The sequence below is a fragment of the Kluyvera georgiana ATCC 51603 genome (genome assembly GCF_001654985.1).
Lineage (GTDB): Bacteria > Pseudomonadota > Gammaproteobacteria > Enterobacterales > Enterobacteriaceae > Kluyvera > Kluyvera georgiana.
In genome coordinates, this window is record NZ_LXEU01000060.1 from 17,081 (window position 1) to 32,496 (window position 15,416).

At 57.1% G+C, this 15,416-nt stretch carries 16 protein-coding genes and 1 riboswitch; of the genes, 8 read left to right on the forward strand and 8 right to left on the reverse strand.

Annotated elements, in window-relative coordinates; translation table 11 throughout:
- Position 1: 1 nt before the first annotated feature.
- The 5 genes from thiS to M989_RS14740 all read right to left on the reverse strand — a co-directional run bounded on the left by thiS (position 2) and on the right by M989_RS14740 (position 4,200).
- Positions 2-202, reverse strand: coding sequence for a sulfur carrier protein ThiS (gene thiS / locus M989_RS14720; protein ID WP_064546547.1), 201 nt, complete (start codon positions 200-202; stop codon positions 2-4).
- Positions 183-941, reverse strand: coding sequence for a HesA/MoeB/ThiF family protein (locus tag M989_RS14725; protein WP_064546548.1), 759 nt, complete (start codon positions 939-941; stop codon positions 183-185). The genes thiS and M989_RS14725 overlap by 20 nt, the downstream gene beginning before the upstream one ends.
- Positions 934-1,569 (reverse strand): thiamine phosphate synthase, encoded by a 636-nt coding sequence (gene thiE / locus M989_RS14730; protein ID WP_064546554.1) that lies wholly within the window; start codon positions 1,567-1,569, stop codon positions 934-936. Before thiE ends, M989_RS14725 begins: the two co-directional genes overlap by 8 nt.
- Positions 1,569-3,467, reverse strand: a complete 1,899-nt coding sequence (thiC, locus tag M989_RS14735) for a phosphomethylpyrimidine synthase ThiC (protein WP_064546556.1) — start codon at positions 3,465-3,467, stop codon at positions 1,569-1,571. Before thiC ends, thiE begins: the two co-directional genes overlap by 1 nt.
- Before the next feature lie 86 nt (positions 3,468-3,553).
- Positions 3,554-3,663, reverse strand: a riboswitch (TPP riboswitch).
- A gap of 51 nt (positions 3,664-3,714) precedes the next feature.
- Entirely contained in the window at positions 3,715-4,200 is a 486-nt protein-coding gene (locus M989_RS14740) for an Rsd/AlgQ family anti-sigma factor (protein ID WP_064546558.1), read from the reverse strand.
- A 97-nt stretch (positions 4,201-4,297) separates the two neighbouring features.
- Here M989_RS14740 and nudC point away from each other — a divergent pair, with 97 nt between their 5' ends.
- From nudC to M989_RS14770, 6 genes are all read left to right on the forward strand, one after another.
- On the forward strand, positions 4,298-5,071 hold the full coding sequence (gene nudC, locus M989_RS14745; protein WP_064546560.1) for an NAD(+) diphosphatase: 774 nt from the start codon (positions 4,298-4,300) through the stop codon (positions 5,069-5,071).
- 40 nt (positions 5,072-5,111) lie between these two features.
- On the forward strand, positions 5,112-6,176 hold the full coding sequence (hemE, locus tag M989_RS14750; RefSeq protein ID WP_064546562.1) for a uroporphyrinogen decarboxylase: 1,065 nt from the start codon (positions 5,112-5,114) through the stop codon (positions 6,174-6,176).
- A 9-nt stretch (positions 6,177-6,185) separates the two neighbouring features.
- Positions 6,186-6,866: a deoxyribonuclease V gene (gene nfi / locus M989_RS14755; protein WP_064546564.1), complete on the forward strand. Its 681-nt coding sequence runs from the start codon at positions 6,186-6,188 to the stop codon at positions 6,864-6,866.
- 33 nt (positions 6,867-6,899) lie between these two features.
- Positions 6,900-7,490, forward strand: a complete 591-nt coding sequence (locus M989_RS14760) for a YjaG family protein (protein ID WP_064546566.1) — start codon at positions 6,900-6,902, stop codon at positions 7,488-7,490.
- Between the two features lie 186 nt (positions 7,491-7,676).
- Positions 7,677-7,949, forward strand: a complete 273-nt coding sequence (gene hupA / locus M989_RS14765; protein WP_001044509.1) for a nucleoid-associated protein HU-alpha — start codon at positions 7,677-7,679, stop codon at positions 7,947-7,949.
- 12 nt (positions 7,950-7,961) lie between these two features.
- Positions 7,962-8,654 (forward strand): DUF1481 domain-containing protein, encoded by a 693-nt coding sequence (locus M989_RS14770; protein ID WP_064546568.1) that lies wholly within the window; start codon positions 7,962-7,964, stop codon positions 8,652-8,654.
- Positions 8,655-8,657: 3 nt separating this feature from the next.
- Here M989_RS14770 and zraP read toward each other — a convergent pair whose 3' ends face one another.
- Entirely contained in the window at positions 8,658-9,092 is a 435-nt protein-coding gene (gene zraP, locus M989_RS14775; RefSeq protein ID WP_064546570.1) for a zinc resistance sensor/chaperone ZraP, read from the reverse strand.
- Positions 9,093-9,341: 249 nt separating this feature from the next.
- Between zraP and zraS the strand changes: the two genes are divergently transcribed.
- Positions 9,342-10,721: a two-component system sensor histidine kinase ZraS gene (gene zraS / locus M989_RS14780; protein ID WP_064546572.1), complete on the forward strand. Its 1,380-nt coding sequence runs from the start codon at positions 9,342-9,344 to the stop codon at positions 10,719-10,721.
- The gene (gene zraR, locus M989_RS14785; RefSeq protein ID WP_064546574.1) at positions 10,718-12,049 is read left to right on the forward strand and encodes a sigma-54-dependent response regulator transcription factor ZraR; all 1,332 of its coding nucleotides are present in this window, start codon (positions 10,718-10,720) and stop codon (positions 12,047-12,049) included. Before zraS ends, zraR begins: the two co-directional genes overlap by 4 nt.
- Here zraR and purD read toward each other — a convergent pair.
- Both purD and purH read right to left on the reverse strand, forming a co-directional pair.
- On the reverse strand, positions 12,046-13,335 hold the full coding sequence (gene purD / locus M989_RS14790) for a phosphoribosylamine--glycine ligase (protein WP_064546576.1): 1,290 nt from the start codon (positions 13,333-13,335) through the stop codon (positions 12,046-12,048). The genes zraR and purD overlap by 4 nt on opposite strands.
- A 15-nt stretch (positions 13,336-13,350) precedes the next feature.
- A complete protein-coding gene (purH, locus tag M989_RS14795) occupies positions 13,351-14,940 on the reverse strand; it encodes a bifunctional phosphoribosylaminoimidazolecarboxamide formyltransferase/IMP cyclohydrolase (RefSeq protein WP_064546578.1) in 1,590 nt (529 codons plus the stop codon).
- Positions 14,941-15,416: the final 476 nt, after the last annotated feature.

Here is a 15,416-nt window from a genome sequence, read left to right on the forward strand (position 1 = left end):
CTCAACCCCCTGCAATAACCTGAAAAAGCAGGATCTGGTCGCCTTCCTGCACGATTTGCTGTTCCCACTGCTCGCGCGGCAGGATCTGCTGATTGAGCGCCAACGCTGCGCCCGGTTTGAGCTGGTTGAGCTGGATAAGCAGCTCGCTGACGGTTTGCCCTGCGGCGCACTGCATCGGCTCATCATTGAATTGAATTTGCATGCTGCCCTCCGCATACCGGACAGCCGCTGGCGCGACGCAGCGCGAGGCTGCGCCACTGGCTGGTTTTGCCGTCAAACAGACGTAGCTCCCCGCCCGGCGTCTCAATACCGCTAAGTAATTTAATCGCCTCCAGCGCCTGCAAGGTACCCATCACGCCAACCACCGGGCCGAGCACGCCAGCGGTGCGGCAGTTGCGTTCCGGCTCTACATCATCCGGCCACAGGCAGCGGTAACACCCTTGTTCCCACGGCGGCGTGAGCACCATCAACTGACCGCCAAAGCCGACAGCGCTGGCGGTGATGAGGGGGATATTGAGCGCTACGCAGGCGGCGTTGATTTCCTGGCGCGTGGCCATGTTATCGGTACAGTCGAGCACTACATCGGCCCGCGCGACCGTATGCCGGAGCGCATCGCCTTTAAGTCGCTGCTGGAGTGATACCAGTTCGATATCCGGGTTGAGCCGTGTCAGGCGCTGCCGGGCAACCTGAGATTTTGAACGTGCGATATCATCAGTGGTAAATAGAATCTGGCGCTGCAAATTGCTCAGATGAATGTCGTCGTCGTCTACCAGCGTCAGTTTGCCGATGCCTGCTCCCGCCAGATACAGCGCGGCAGGTGAACCTAACCCGCCTAAACCCACGATCAGCACATGACTCGCGAGCAGCTTTTGCTGGCCTTCAATGGCGATATCGCCGAGCAGGATTTGCCGGCTGTAGCGCATAAAATCGCGGTCATTCATCGCCAATTCCCGCAATATCCAGTAACTGCGCGGTAGCGGCGCGCCAGTCGGCGGCCTGAGTAATGGCGCTGACCACGGCAATGCTACCGACGCCGGTCGCCAGTACTGACGCGGCGCGTTCAAGGTTGATGCCACCGATCGCCACGGTGGGATAATCCGCCAGCCGCGCAATGTGGTTTGCCAGCTGCGCCAGCCCCTGCGGGGCGGAAGGCATCAGCTTGGTTTGCGTCGGGAAAACGTGGCCGAGCGCGATATAAGAAGGCTTAGCAGCGAGCGCGACATCAATCTCCATATCATCGTGAGTGGAAACCCCCAGACGTAAGCCCGCCGCCTGAATGGCCTTCAGGTCGGCGGTTTCAAGGTCTTCCTGGCCCAGATGCACGCCGTAGGCGCGGTGCTTAATTGCCAGACGCCAGTAATCGTTGATAAACAGACGGGCGTTATAACGACGCCCCAGTGCAATGGCGGCGATAACGTCGGCTTCCACCTCTTCATCGCGCTTATCTTTGATACGCAACTGGATCGTGCGTACGCCCGCCTCCAGCAGGCGTTCAATCCATGCAACGCTGTCTACCACCGGGTAAAGCCCGAGGCGGAACGGTACGGTTGGGAAATCAGGCTGATACATCAGGCTTCCTCCCGTTTGAGATAAATTTCGCCGCCTTTGGCGCGGAAGTTTTCCGACATATCCGCCATCCCCACTTCAATGGTTTGCGCGGCGGCGTAATCACGCACTTCCTGGCTGATTTTCATCGAGCAGAATTTCGGCCCGCACATGGAACAGAAGTGGGCGACCTTGCCGGATTCTTGTGGCAGGGTTTCATCGTGATAAGCGCGGGCGGTGAACGGGTCGAGCGCGAGGTTAAACTGATCTTCCCAGCGGAATTCAAAGCGCGCTTTCGACATGGCGTTATCGCGGATCTGCGCGCCCGGATGTCCTTTGGCTAAATCCGCGGCGTGGGCGGCGATTTTGTAGGTGATCAGCCCCTGCTTCACATCTTCTTTGTTCGGCAGGCCGAGGTGCTCTTTCGGCGTCACGTAACACAGCATCGCACAGCCGAACCAGCCGATCATTGCGGCGCCTATGCCGGAGGTGAAGTGGTCATAGCCCGGCGCGATATCGGTCGTCAACGGCCCTAAGGTGTAGAACGGCGCTTCGTGGCAGCGCTCCAGCTCTTCGGTCATGTTGCGCTGAATCATATGCATCGGCACGTGGCCCGGGCCTTCAATCATCACCTGCACATCGTATTCCCAGGCGATTTTGGTCAGCTCACCCAGCGTATGCAGCTCGGAGAACTGCGCTTCGTCGTTGGCGTCCTGGATGGAGCCGGGACGCAGGCCGTCGCCCAGCGACAGGGAAACGTCGTAGGCGGCGCAGATTTCGCAAATCTCGCGGAAATGTTCGAACAGGAAGTTCTCTTTGTGATGGGAGAGACACCATTTCGCCATGATCGAACCGCCGCGTGAGACAATGCCGGTCAGGCGTTTGGCGGTCATCGGCACGTAGCGCAGCAGTACGCCCGCGTGAATGGTGAAGTAGTCGACGCCCTGTTCGGCCTGCTCCAGCAGCGTGTCGCGGAACGCTTCCCAGGTCAGATCTTCGGCGATCCCGTTGACCTTCTCCAGCGCCTGGTAGATCGGTACGGTGCCGATCGGTACCGGGCTGTTACGCAGGATCCACTCGCGGGTTTCATGAATATAGCGGCCGGTGGAGAGGTCCATCACCGTGTCCGCGCCCCAGCGGGTCGACCAGACCAGTTTTTCCACCTCTTCCTCGATGGAGGAGGTGACCGCCGAGTTACCAATGTTGGCATTCACTTTGACCAGGAAGTTACGCCCGATGATCATCGGCTCCGATTCCGGGTGGTTGATGTTGGCGGGGATAATCGCACGGCCGGCAGCCACTTCATCACGCACGAATTCCGGGGTGATGTTTTCCGGCAGGCGTGCGCCGAAGCTCATCCCCGGATGCTGGTGGCGCAGCACTTCACTGCGAATGCGCTCGCGGCCCATATTTTCACGGATGGCGATAAACTCCATTTCGGGAGTGACGATCCCCTGGCGGGCGTAATGCAACTGGGTGACGCGCTTGCCTGCTTTGGCGCGTTTCGGCGTCAGCAGGCCGGTAAAACGCAGATCGTCCAGACCATCGTCGGCCAGACGTTCTTTGGTGTAAGCCGAGCTACGGTCGTCTAATTCTTCGCTATCGTTGCGTGCGTCAATCCACGGCTGGCGCAGTTTCGCCAGACCCTGCTGGACGTTAATCGCCACCTCAGGATCGCCATACGGGCCGGAGGTGTCGTACACCGGTACGGCTTCGTTCGCTTCAAACTGCGGGTTATCTTTACTGCCGCCAATCAGCGTTGGGCTGAGCTGAATTTCGCGCATCGGGATGCGGATATCCGGCTGCGAACCGGTGATATAGATGCGTCTGGACTCAGGAAAGGCGGTCCCTTCCAGAGTATCGATAAAGTGTTGCGCCTGGGCGCGCTGTTCGCGGCGTGATGGTTTAGTAGTGGCAGACATAGCTCATTCCAAAAAAGTAAGGACGTGGCTTGTCAGACGACGGATGGAGTAATGGATGTGCGCCGCCCGTAAAGGCAGCAGCATAAAGCTGAATTACTCTTGTTCCCTTCGCAGGTCTTAACCTGATCAGGTTCCGCGGATCCCGAATTAACGGTCTCAGCCCGTGCTTGCGCACCAGGCACTCCGACAAGAAGTAACCTCTATCTTAGAGGTAATGAATGTAAACTACGCGTTAATGCGGCAAATCTCAAGCCGGACGTTTTATTTCATCCTGGCCGAGGGCCTCGAAGGTCAGCATGATGAGCTGATCCTCTAATAGAAAACGGGCTTCCAGCGCTTCACCGATATCGGACAGCGCCTGCTGAAACGCATACACGTTATCCTGGTCGATAGCGTTCTCTAGCGCAGAGTCGTAGTAGTCCATAATTTGTTGGGTATTGGCGTCCAGCAGCGGCCAGATTTTGCTGGCGTTTAAAAGCGGGCTGTTGCCTTCCATTTTATGGATAATACGTTCATAAATACTGAAATGACCGGCAGAAAGGTAGTCGACCAGCCGCTGACAAAAGTCATCAAGCGCCTTCTCGTTGAGACGCATAAACGATTCTTTGCCAGGCTTAAGGCCAACCAGATTGTAGTAAGCCACGAGCAGGTGCTTACGAATATTCAGCCAACGGTCGACCAGTCTGTGGTGTCCATGAATTCGCTCTTTTAGACTTTCTAACTGGTTTAACATAGGTTGACCCCGCATCGATAAGATTAAAATCTGCTCACGTCATTATGTAATAATAATGTTAACAACATGCCTGTGAAGCAAAGGTAGCGCAAGAGATATGGATCGTATTATTGAAAAATCGGATCGCGGCTGGTGGATCGTCAGCCACGAACAAAAATTATGGTTGCCTGCTGGCGAATTACCATATGGCGAAGCGCTAAATTTCGATCTTGTGGGGCAGCGCGCACTCCAGATAGGCGAGTGGGAAGGCTCTCCGGTGTGGCTGGTTCAGCAGCAGCGCCGTCATGACATGGGCTCAGTGCGGCAGGTTATCGACCAGGATGTGGGGTTGTTCCAACTGGCGGGGCGAGGCGTGCAGCTGGCCGAGTTTTATCGCTCGCATAAGTTCTGCGGCTACTGCGGGCACACCATGCACCCGAGCAAAACCGAATGGGCGATGCTGTGTAGCCATTGCCGTGAACGCTACTACCCGCAGATTGCACCGTGCATTATCGTGGCCATTCGCCGCGACGACTCCATTCTTCTTGCCCAACACGTTCGCCATCGCAACGGCGTGCATACCGTGTTGGCCGGTTTTGTCGAGGTGGGCGAAACCTTAGAGCAGGCGGTGGCGCGTGAAGTGATGGAAGAGAGCGGCATTAAGGTGAAGAACCTGCGCTACATTACCTCGCAGCCGTGGCCGTTCCCACAGTCGCTGATGACAGCGTTTATGGCGGAGTACGATAGCGGCGACATCGTTATCGATCCGAAAGAGCTGCTTAACGCTAACTGGTATCGCTATGACGATCTGCCGCTTCTGCCACCGCCGGGCACCGTCGCCCGTCGCCTGATCGAAGATACTGTGGCAATGTGTCGGGCTGATTACGACTGACATGTTACAATAGGCGCATCAACGCTAAAGGAATGTAAACATGAGCGAACTGAAGAACGATCGTTACCTGCGTGCGCTGCTGCGCCAGCCCGTAGACGTTACCCCGGTATGGATGATGCGCCAGGCGGGCCGTTATTTACCGGAGTACAAAGCGACCCGCGCCCAGGCGGGCGATTTTATGTCGCTGTGCAAAAACGCCGAGCTGGCCTGTGAGGTGACGCTGCAGCCGCTGCGCCGCTATCCGCTCGATGCGGCGATCTTGTTCTCGGATATCCTGACTATTCCCGATGCGATGGGCCTGGGGCTGTACTTCGAAGCCGGGGAAGGCCCGCGTTTTACCTCGCCAATTAAGACCAAAGCCGACGTTGAAAAACTGCCGATTCCGGATCCGGAAGGTGAACTGGGCTACGTGATGAACGCGGTGCGCACCATCCGCCGTGAGCTGAAGGGAGAAGTGCCGCTGATCGGTTTCTCCGGCAGCCCGTGGACGCTGGCAACCTACATGGTCGAAGGGGGCAGCAGCAAAGCCTTCACCGTGATTAAAAAGATGATGTATGCCGACCCTAAAGCGCTGCATCTGCTGCTCGACAAGCTGGCGCAGAGCGTCACGCTGTACCTGAACGCGCAGATTAAAGCGGGCGCGCAGTCGGTGATGATTTTCGACACCTGGGGCGGCGTGCTCACTGGCCGTGATTATCAGCAGTTCTCCCTGTACTACATGCATAAAATCGTCGATGGCCTGCTGCGTGAAAACGATGGCCGCCGCGTACCGGTGACTTTGTTTACCAAAGGCGGCGGGCAGTGGCTGGAAGCGATGGCGGAAACCGGCTGCGATGCATTAGGTCTCGACTGGACGACAGATATCGCCGATGCGCGTCGTCGCGTTGGCCATAAAGTGGCGCTGCAGGGCAATATGGATCCATCCATGCTGTATGCGCCGCCGGCACGGATCGAAGACGAGGTAGCGACTATACTTGCAGGTTTCGGCCAGGGTGAAGGCCACGTCTTCAACCTCGGTCACGGCATCCATCAGGATGTGCCGCCGGAACATGCCGGGGTATTTGTGGAGGCGGTGCATCGCCTGTCCGAACAATACCACCGCTAAGGAGTCATTATGGATCTCGCGTCGCTACGCGCTCAGCAGCTTGAACTGGCCTCTTCAGCGATCCGCGAGGATCGCCTCGACAAGGATCCGCCGGATCTGATCGGGGGAGCGGACGTCGGGTTTGAGCAGGGTGGCGAAGTGACGCGGGCCGCGATGGTTCTGCTGAAGTATCCCTCTCTGGAACTGGTTGAATACACGGTGGCGCGGGTCGCCACCACCATGCCCTATATCCCGGGCTTCCTCTCCTTTCGTGAAACCCCGGCGCTGATGGCTGCCTGGCAGCAGCTTTCGCACAAGCCGGATCTGCTGTTTGTCGATGGCCATGGTATTTCCCACCCGCGACGTCTGGGGGTCGCCAGTCATTTTGGTTTGCTTGTGGACGTCCCGACCATTGGCGTGGCGAAAAAACGGCTGTGCGGTAAGTTTGAACTGCCTTCTTCAGAGGTGGGCGCGCTGGCACCGCTGATGGACAAAGACGAACAGCTGGCGTGGGTCTGGCGCAGTAAAGCGCGCTGTAACCCGCTGTTTATCTCCACGGGCCATCGCGTCAGTCTGGAGAGCGCTTTGGACTGGGTACAGCGCTGCACCCAGGGTTACCGTCTACCGGAACCGACGCGCTGGGCGGATGCGGTAGCATCCGAACGTCCGGCTTTTACGCGGCTTGCAGCAAAAATGCCCTATATCAGGTAAACTGCGGCTAATTTCCGTATTTGAGAACTCAACATGTTACAAAACCCGATTCATCTGCGTCTGGAGAAGCTGGAAAGCTGGCAGCACGTCACGTTTATGGCCTGTCTGTGCGAACGTATGTACCCAAACTACGCCATGTTCTGCAAAGAGGCGGAGTTTGGCGAGCCGCAGCTGTACCGACGCATTCTCGACCTCATCTGGGAAACGCTGACGGTCAAAGACGCGAAGGTGAACTTCGACAGCCAGCTGGAAAAGCTGGAAGAGGCGATTCCGGCGGCGGACGATTACGACATGTATGGCGTTTATCCGGCGATCGATGCCTGCGTCGCATTGAGCGAATTAATACATTCTCGTTTGAGCGGCGAAACCCTCGAGCACGCAATTGAAGTCAGTAAGAGTTCTATTACCACCGTTGCGATGTTAGAAATGACCCAGGCTGGTCGCGAAATGACCGACGAAGAGCTGCGTTTGAACCCCGCGGTAGAGCAAGAATGGGACATTCAGTGGGAGATTTTCCGCCTTTTAGCCGAGTGTGAAGAACGCGATATTGAACTGATTAAAGGGCTACGCGCAGACCTCCGCGAGGCCGGCGAGAGCAATATTGGTATAATTTTTCAGCAATGAGACAACAAAACGTGATTTACCGCCTGAATTGTAATGCCTGAAGGCTTCACATCTGCCCCCCGTCTGGTCTACATTTGGAGGGCGAAAAAAAGTGGCTATCGGTGCGTGTATGCAGGAGAGTGCTTTTCTGGCATTTTCGTCGCACTCGATGCTTAGCAAGCGATAAACACATTGTAAGGATAACTTATGAACAAGACTCAACTGATTGATGTAATTGCGGACAAGGCTGAACTGTCTAAAACCCAGGCTAAAGCAGCGCTGGAATCCACCCTGGCTGCTATTACTGAGTCTCTGAAAGAAGGCGATGCTGTACAGCTGGTTGGTTTCGGTACCTTCAAAGTGAACCACCGCGCTGAGCGTACTGGCCGCAACCCGCAGACCGGTAAAGAAATCAAAATCGCCGCAGCTAACGTGCCGGCATTCGTTTCTGGTAAAGCACTGAAAGACGCTGTTAAGTAAGACTGCGTGGCAGTGAACAGTTTTAAAGAAGGGGCGGTTTCGCCCCTTTCGTTCATCTGGCGTCGCTTTTCGGGGCTAGCGGGCATCTTATTGCTTACCGCCTGTAGCCATAACAGCGCGCTGCCTCCGTTTACCGCTAGCGGCTATGCTGACACCCAGGGCGCGGTGCGCATCTGGCGTAAAGATAGCGGCGGCGAGACACACCTGCTGGCCACCTTTAGCCCGTGGCATAGCGGTAGCACTTCAACCAGCGAATACCGCTGGCAGAACGATCAATTGCAGCTGATCGAACTGAATATCTACGGCAAACCCACCGAACACATCCGCGCCCGTTTCGATCGCAACGGCGAACTGAGTTTTATGCAGCGTGAGATGGATGGGCAAAAACAGCAGCTCTCCAGCGACCAGGTCGCGCTCTATCGCTATCGTGCTGAACAGATTCGTCAGACCAGCGATGCGCTGCGCCTGGGGAAAGTTGTTCTGCGACAGGGACGCTGGCACGCTGACCAGTCGGTAACGACCTGTGAAGGCGAAACGGTGAAACCGGATTTCGACGCCCGCGCGTTAGGGCATATCGCCAGCCGTCAGAGCCGTTCTTCTGCTGAAGTCAGCATTGCCTGGCTGGAAGCCCCGGAAGGCTCCCAGCTGCTGCTGGTGGCGAATGAAGACTACTGCACCTGGCAGCCGACGGAAAAAAACTTCTAAGCGTTACCAGCGGTGCATGCCGCCCATGTGTCCGTTCCCCCCCTGACAGCCGATTCCCATACCTCCGTGGCGAGGAATGCCGGCCTGTGCCAGGGCGACATCAAACTTCACCCGCTGCTGATCCAGCTTCTGCTGTAACGTCTCTATTTCCTGAGCGACCCCCTCAATTTTCGCGCTGTCTGGCTTATCGGCGGTGAGCAGCGCATTGTATTCATAGCGTTTAGAGGCGATCTGCTGGCGCAGCGCGCTGGTCTGGTTGTAGAAATCATTGTGCAGTTTCTGTGCGGTAGCCTGCTGTGCATCGGTCAACTGGCTGTAACCGCCAACGTTGCCGCTGTTATTCCCCCAATGATGCGGGCCAGCCAGCGCAGCGCCGCTGGTGAAGGCCAAAGACGCAAAAGTCAGTAGTGCAAAAGCCAAATTGTTGTTCCGTTTCATGGTGGATTCTCCTGTAGTGTGGTCACCTTAGCTATTGCATCTTCTGTGCCAGCTTGCCGTGTCGCGAAAATCGCGGCGCTGGGCGATACGCGGCGCGAGAAGCGAGTAAAAATGACGCGCTCGTACTACCCAGGCGAGTCATTTTTACTCGTTTTGTCCGGGCATTTGTGCTCGCAGGCCGGGTTCCGGGCGGGTAAAGCTGGCATGATTTCTGCTGAAGGAATGCAAAGACAAAAAGAAGGAAACCCCATGAGCGTCATACGATTACGAAAGGACTCGGTCGCGTCTTATTTGAGCTGGCTGCTGACTGGCGTGATTCTGCTGTTGGTGTGTTTGTTCTCTGCGCTGATCGTCCGCGACTATGGCCGCGAAAACGCCGCCGCACAGCAGACGCTCCACGAGCAGGGGCGCGTGCTGGTTAGCGCGCTGGAGTCTGGAACGCGCGCCGGAATGGGGATGCGTATGCATCACGCTCAGCTTCAGTCGATGCTGGAGGAGATGGCCTGGCAGCCTGGCGTGTTGTGGTTTGCCGTCACCGATGAGCAGGGGAAGGTGATTGCGCATAGCGATCCGCAGCAGGTCGGGAAAACGCTGTATCAGCCGGACGAGATGCGTGCGCTTCAGGTCAGCGAGAAAGAGCGCTGGCGACGCATCGGGACGCCGGAACCCGCGCTGGAAATCTATCGCCAGTTTCGCCCTCTGGACGCCTCTCGCGGTCACCATATGCGCATGATGATGCGCCGTGACGTTGTCGATACGCCGCAGGTGATCTTTATCGCGTTTGATAGCCGGGAACTTGACGCTGAGCAGGCTCGTGCGCAGCGCAATATGGTGGTTATGCTGTGTGCCGCCGCGTTAGTAATGGTGGCTACGCTGCTTGCTCAATTCTGGTTCCGTCGCTATCAACGTTCGCGCAGACAACTGCAGGAAGCTACCCATCGTCGGGAGAAACTGGTGGCGCTGGGCCATCTGGCGGCCGGCGTGGCCCATGAAATCCGTAATCCGCTCTCCTCGATTAAAGGCCTGGCGAAGTATTTTGCTGAGCGCACGCCGCCGGGGGGTGAAGCCTACGCGTTGGCACAGGTGATGGCGAAAGAGGCTGACCGCCTGAATCGTGTCGTCAGCGACCTGCTGGAGCTGGTACGTCCGGCGCATTTAAAATGGCAGTCGGTGGATCTCAACGAGGTTATTGCCCATTCGCTTCAGTTAGTGAGTCAGGATGCATCGGGTCGGGATATTCAGCTGCATTTTACCGCCCGGCCTGCGCTACAGCGGATTCAGGCGGACCCAGACCGCCTGAATCAGGTACTGCTGAATCTCTACCTTAATGCCATCCAGGCAATAGGACGTGATGGAGTCATTACGGTCACGATAAGCGAGGCGGCAGACGGAGGCGTGACGTTGAGCGTAACGGACAGCGGCAAGGGGATGACGCACGAACAAAAGCAGGCCATCTTCACCCCCTATTTCACCACCAAGGCTGACGGTACCGGGCTGGGGCTGGCGGTAGTGCAGAACATCGTTGAGCAGCACGGCGGGACGATTCAGGTTGAGAGCTCACCCGGCAAGGGGGCGACCTTTACCCTCTCTCTGCCGGTCAATGGGCAACAGAAGGATGAACAAGGATGATGGCGGAAAAGGTCACGATTCTGGTGGTGGATGACGATATCAGCCACTGCACTATTTTACAGGCGCTACTGCGGGGCTGGGGCTACGAGGTATCGGTGGCTTACAACGGCTTGCAGGCGCTGGAGCGGGTGCGCCAGCAGGTATTTGATCTGGTGCTTTGCGATATCCGCATGGCAGAGATGGACGGTATTGCCACGCTGAAAGAGATCAAGGCTTGTAATCCGTCGATTCCGGTGCTGATTATGACCGCCTACTCCAGCGTAGGAACGGCGGTGGAGGCGCTAAAATCCGGCGCGCTGGATTACCTGGTGAAGCCGCTTGATTTTGATAGCTTACAGCAGACGTTGGCCGATGCGCTGGCGCATACCCGACAATCGGAAAGCGGTGTCACGGTGGCCCCGGCGGCGACGTTTGGCATGGTGGGTGGCAGCCCGGCGATGCAGGAGTTACTCAATGATATTGCGCTGGTGGCGCCTTCGGATGCGACGGTGTTAATCCATGGTGAATCGGGTACCGGGAAAGAACTGGTTGCCCGCGCGCTACATGCCAGCAGCGCGCGCAGCGATAAGCCGTTGGTCACGCTGAACTGCGCGGCGCTCAATGAATCTCTGCTGGAGTCCGAGCTGTTCGGCCACGAAAAGGGCGCGTTTACCGGCGCGGATAAACGGCGGGAAGGGCGTTTTGTCGAGGCGGATGGCGGTACCTTATTCCTCGATGAAATTGGCGATATCTCACCGCTGATGCAGGTGCGCCTGCTGCGGGCGATTCAGGAACGTGAAGTGCAGCGTGTGGGAAGCAATCAGACTCTGGCGGTTGATGTACGGCTGATTGCCGCCACCCATCGCGATTTGGCCGAAGAAGTTAGCGCCGGACGCTTCCGTCAGGATCTCTACTATCGTCTGAACGTGGTCACTATCGAGATGCCGCCGCTGCGTCAGCGTCGTGCTGATATCCCGTCGCTAGCGCACTATTTTCTGCAGCGCTACGGCGAACGTAACCGCAAAACGGTACAGGGATTCACCCCACAGGCGATGGATCTGCTGATTCATTACGACTGGCCGGGCAATATTCGCGAGCTGGAAAACGCGGTGGAGCGGGCGGTGGTACTGTTAACGGGAGAATATATATCAGAGCGCGAGCTACCGTTGGCGATTACCGGTACGCCGGTGAATGCTTACTCATCATCCGATGATGTGATTCAACCTCTGTTGGAAGTGGAGAAAGAAGTTATTCTGGCGGCGCTGGAAAAAACGGGCGGCAACAAAACGGAAGCCGCCCGTCAGTTAGGCATTACGCGTAAAACGCTGCTGGCGAAAATTTCGCGTTAGCGCTGTTCGCGTTCGATGGCGCGCCAGCCGATGTCGTTACGGCTGAAGCTGCCGTCCCAGCGGATGTCGGTCATCAGAGCGTAAGCGCGTTTCTGCGCTTCGGCGACGGTGTGGCCCAGCGCGGTGGCGCACAGTACACGGCCGCCGCTGGTCAACACGCGGTCGTCATCGCCGAGTTTGGTGCCCGCGTGGAAAACCTTACCGTCAGCCACTTCTTCCAGCGGCAGACCGTGGATCTCGTCGCCGATGCTGTAGCTGCCCGGATAACCGCCCGCGGCGATCACCACGCCTAATGAAGCGCGTTCGTCCCACTCGGAGGTTTTCTCATCCAGCTTGCCGTCGCAGGCGGCCAGGCACAGATCCACCAGATCCGACTTCATGCGCAGCATGATCGGCTGGGTTTCCGGATCGCCAAAGCGACAGTTGAACTCGATTACCTTCGGGTTGCCCTGCTTGTCGATCATCAGGCCCGCATACAGGAAGCCGGTGTAGGTATTCCCTTCCGCCGCCATGCCTTTCACGGTTGGCCAGATGATGCGTTCCATGGTGCGCTGGTGCACTTCATCAGTGACTACCGGCGCCGGGGAGTAAGCCCCCATCCCGCCGGTGTTCGGGCCGGTATCTCCGTTGCCCACGCGTTTGTGGTCCTGGCTGGTGGCCATCGGCAGCACGTGTTCGCCGTCGACCATCACGATAAAGCTCGCTTCTTCACCGTCGAGGAACTCTTCAATCACGATGCGGTGGCCTGCATCGCCAAAGGCGTTACCCGCCAGCATGTCCTGCACGGCGGCTTCTGCTTCTTCGAGCGTCATCGCGACGATAACGCCTTTACCGGCGGCCAGACCGTCGGCTTTGATGACGATCGGAGCGCCTTTCTCGCGCAGGTAAGCCAGCGCAGGCTCAACCTCGGTAAAGTTCTGGTACTCCGCCGTCGGGATGTGATGACGGGCGAGGAAATCTTTGGTGAAGGCTTTGGAGCCTTCCAACTGTGCGGCGCCTTCGGTTGGGCCGAAGATCTTCAGACCTGCGGCGCGAAACGCATCGACCACGCCAATCACCAGCGGCGCTTCCGGGCCAACGATGGTTAGGTCAATCTTCTCGTTCTGGGCAAAGCTCAGCAGCGCCGGGATATCGGTTACGCCGATAGCCACGTTTTGCAGCGCGGGTTCCAGCGCGGTGCCCGCGTTGCCCGGTGCGACAAAAACGGTATCAACCAGCGGCGACTGCGCCGCTTTCCACGCCAGCGCGTGCTCGCGCCCGCCGTTGCCAATCACTAATACTTTCATCGTCTGCTCCGTGGATTAATGGCGGAAGTGGCGCATGTCGGTAAAGATCATCGCGATACCGTGTTCATCGGCAGCGGCAATGACTTCATCATCACGGATAGAGCCGCCAGGCTGGATCACACAGCTCACGCCCACGGCGGCAGCGGCATCGATACCATCGCGGAACGGGAAGAAAGCGTCGGAGGCCATTGCGGAGCCTTTCACTTCCAGACCTTCATCAGCGGCTTTAATGCCCGCGATTTTGGCGGAGTAAACGCGGCTCATCTGGCCTGCGCCTATACCGATGGTCATGTTCTCTTTGGCATACACAATGGCGTTGGATTTCACGAATTTTGCCACTTTCCAGCAGAACAGCGCATCGCGCAGCTCTTGCTCGGTCGGCTGACGTTTGGAAACCACGCGCAGTTCGCCTTCGCCTACCATACCCAGGTCGCGGTCCTGAACCAGCAGGCCGCCGTTAACGCGTTTGAAGTCCAGACCCGGCACACGCTGTGCCCACTGGCCGCAGGTCAGGACGCGAACGTTCTGTTTAGCGGCAGTGATCTTCAGCGCTTCTTCGGTCGCGGATGGGGCGATAATCACTTCCACGAACTGGCGGGAGATGATGGCCTGAGCGGTTTCGGCATCCAGCTCGCGGTTGAAGGCGATAATGCCGCCGAATGCGGAAGTTGGGTCGGTTTTGTACGCACGGTCGTAAGCGTCGAGAATAGTGGTGCTAACCGCTACGCCGCACGGGTTGGCGTGTTTAACGATCGCGCAGGCTGGCTCGTTGAACTCTTTCACGCATTCCAGTGCCGCATCGGTATCGGCGATATTGTTATAAGAGAGCGCTTTGCCCTGCACCTGCTGTGCGGTGGCAACGGACGCTTCTTTCACATTCTCTTCTATATAGAAGGCTGCCTGCTGGTGGCTGTTCTCGCCATAGCGCATATCCTGCTTCTTAATGAAGTTCAGGTTCAGCGTACGCGGGAAGCGACCGGCGGCTTCTTTGCTCTCACCGTGATAAGCCGGAACCATGCTGCTGAAGTAGTTGGCAATCATGCTGTCGTAGGCGGCGGTGTGTTCGAAAGCTTTAATCGCGAGATCGAAACGGGTGTCGAGAGTCAGAGAGCCTTCATTAGCATCCATCTCTTTAATAATGGCGTCGTAGTCACTGCTCTTCACCACGATGGCGACGTCTTTATGGTTCTTCGCGGCGGAGCGCACCATGGTCGGGCCGCCGATATCAATGTTCTCTACCGCATCTTCCAGCGAGCAGCCTTCACGGGCTACGGTTTCGGCGAAGGGGTACAGGTTAACGACCACCATATCGATAGGGGCGATGTGATGCTGTTCCATGATCGCATCGTCCTGGCCGCGACGGCCGAGGATGCCGCCGTGTACTTTTGGATGCAGGGTCTTCACGCGTCCATCCATCATTTCCGGGAAACCGGTGTAATCGGAAACTTCGGTCACTGCCAGGCCTTTTTCTGCTAACAGGCGGGCGGTACCCCCCGTAGACAGCAGCTCCACACCGCGTGCGGAAAGTGCCTGAGCGAATTCGATGATACCGGCCTTGTTAGAAACACTGAGCAGAGCGCGGCGGACTGGACGACGTTGTTGCATGGTAAATCCCCTGGATTTGACTATTACAGAGAGCGTTAGGTGAATTCTTGGCTAAAAACTCAGCTAACGCCCCTTACGGGGCATCCTTGTTTTGCGGGGGCATTGTAACGAAAACGTTTGCGCAACGCTCGCGAATTTTTCTCTTTCCCTTAATTCGATAATTTCAGCTTTATAGACGAGGGGTAAAACGAAGTGATGATCGCAAGAGATCCTTATTTTTGTGGATAACTCTGTGTGTAAATGGGTATAAAACCGGGTTCTGCTGTGGAATGCAGCAGTCAGTCATTTTTCTGCGATTTAAGGGTTGCGGCCCCGGGGAAACTCCCTATAATGCGCCTCCATCGACACGGCGGATGTGAATCACTTCACACTAAGTAGCCGGGTTGGTTGAAGAGAAAAACCTGAAAATGAGGGTTGACTCTGAAAGAGGAAAGCGTAATATACGCCACCTCGCGACGGTGAGCGAAAGCCGCGTT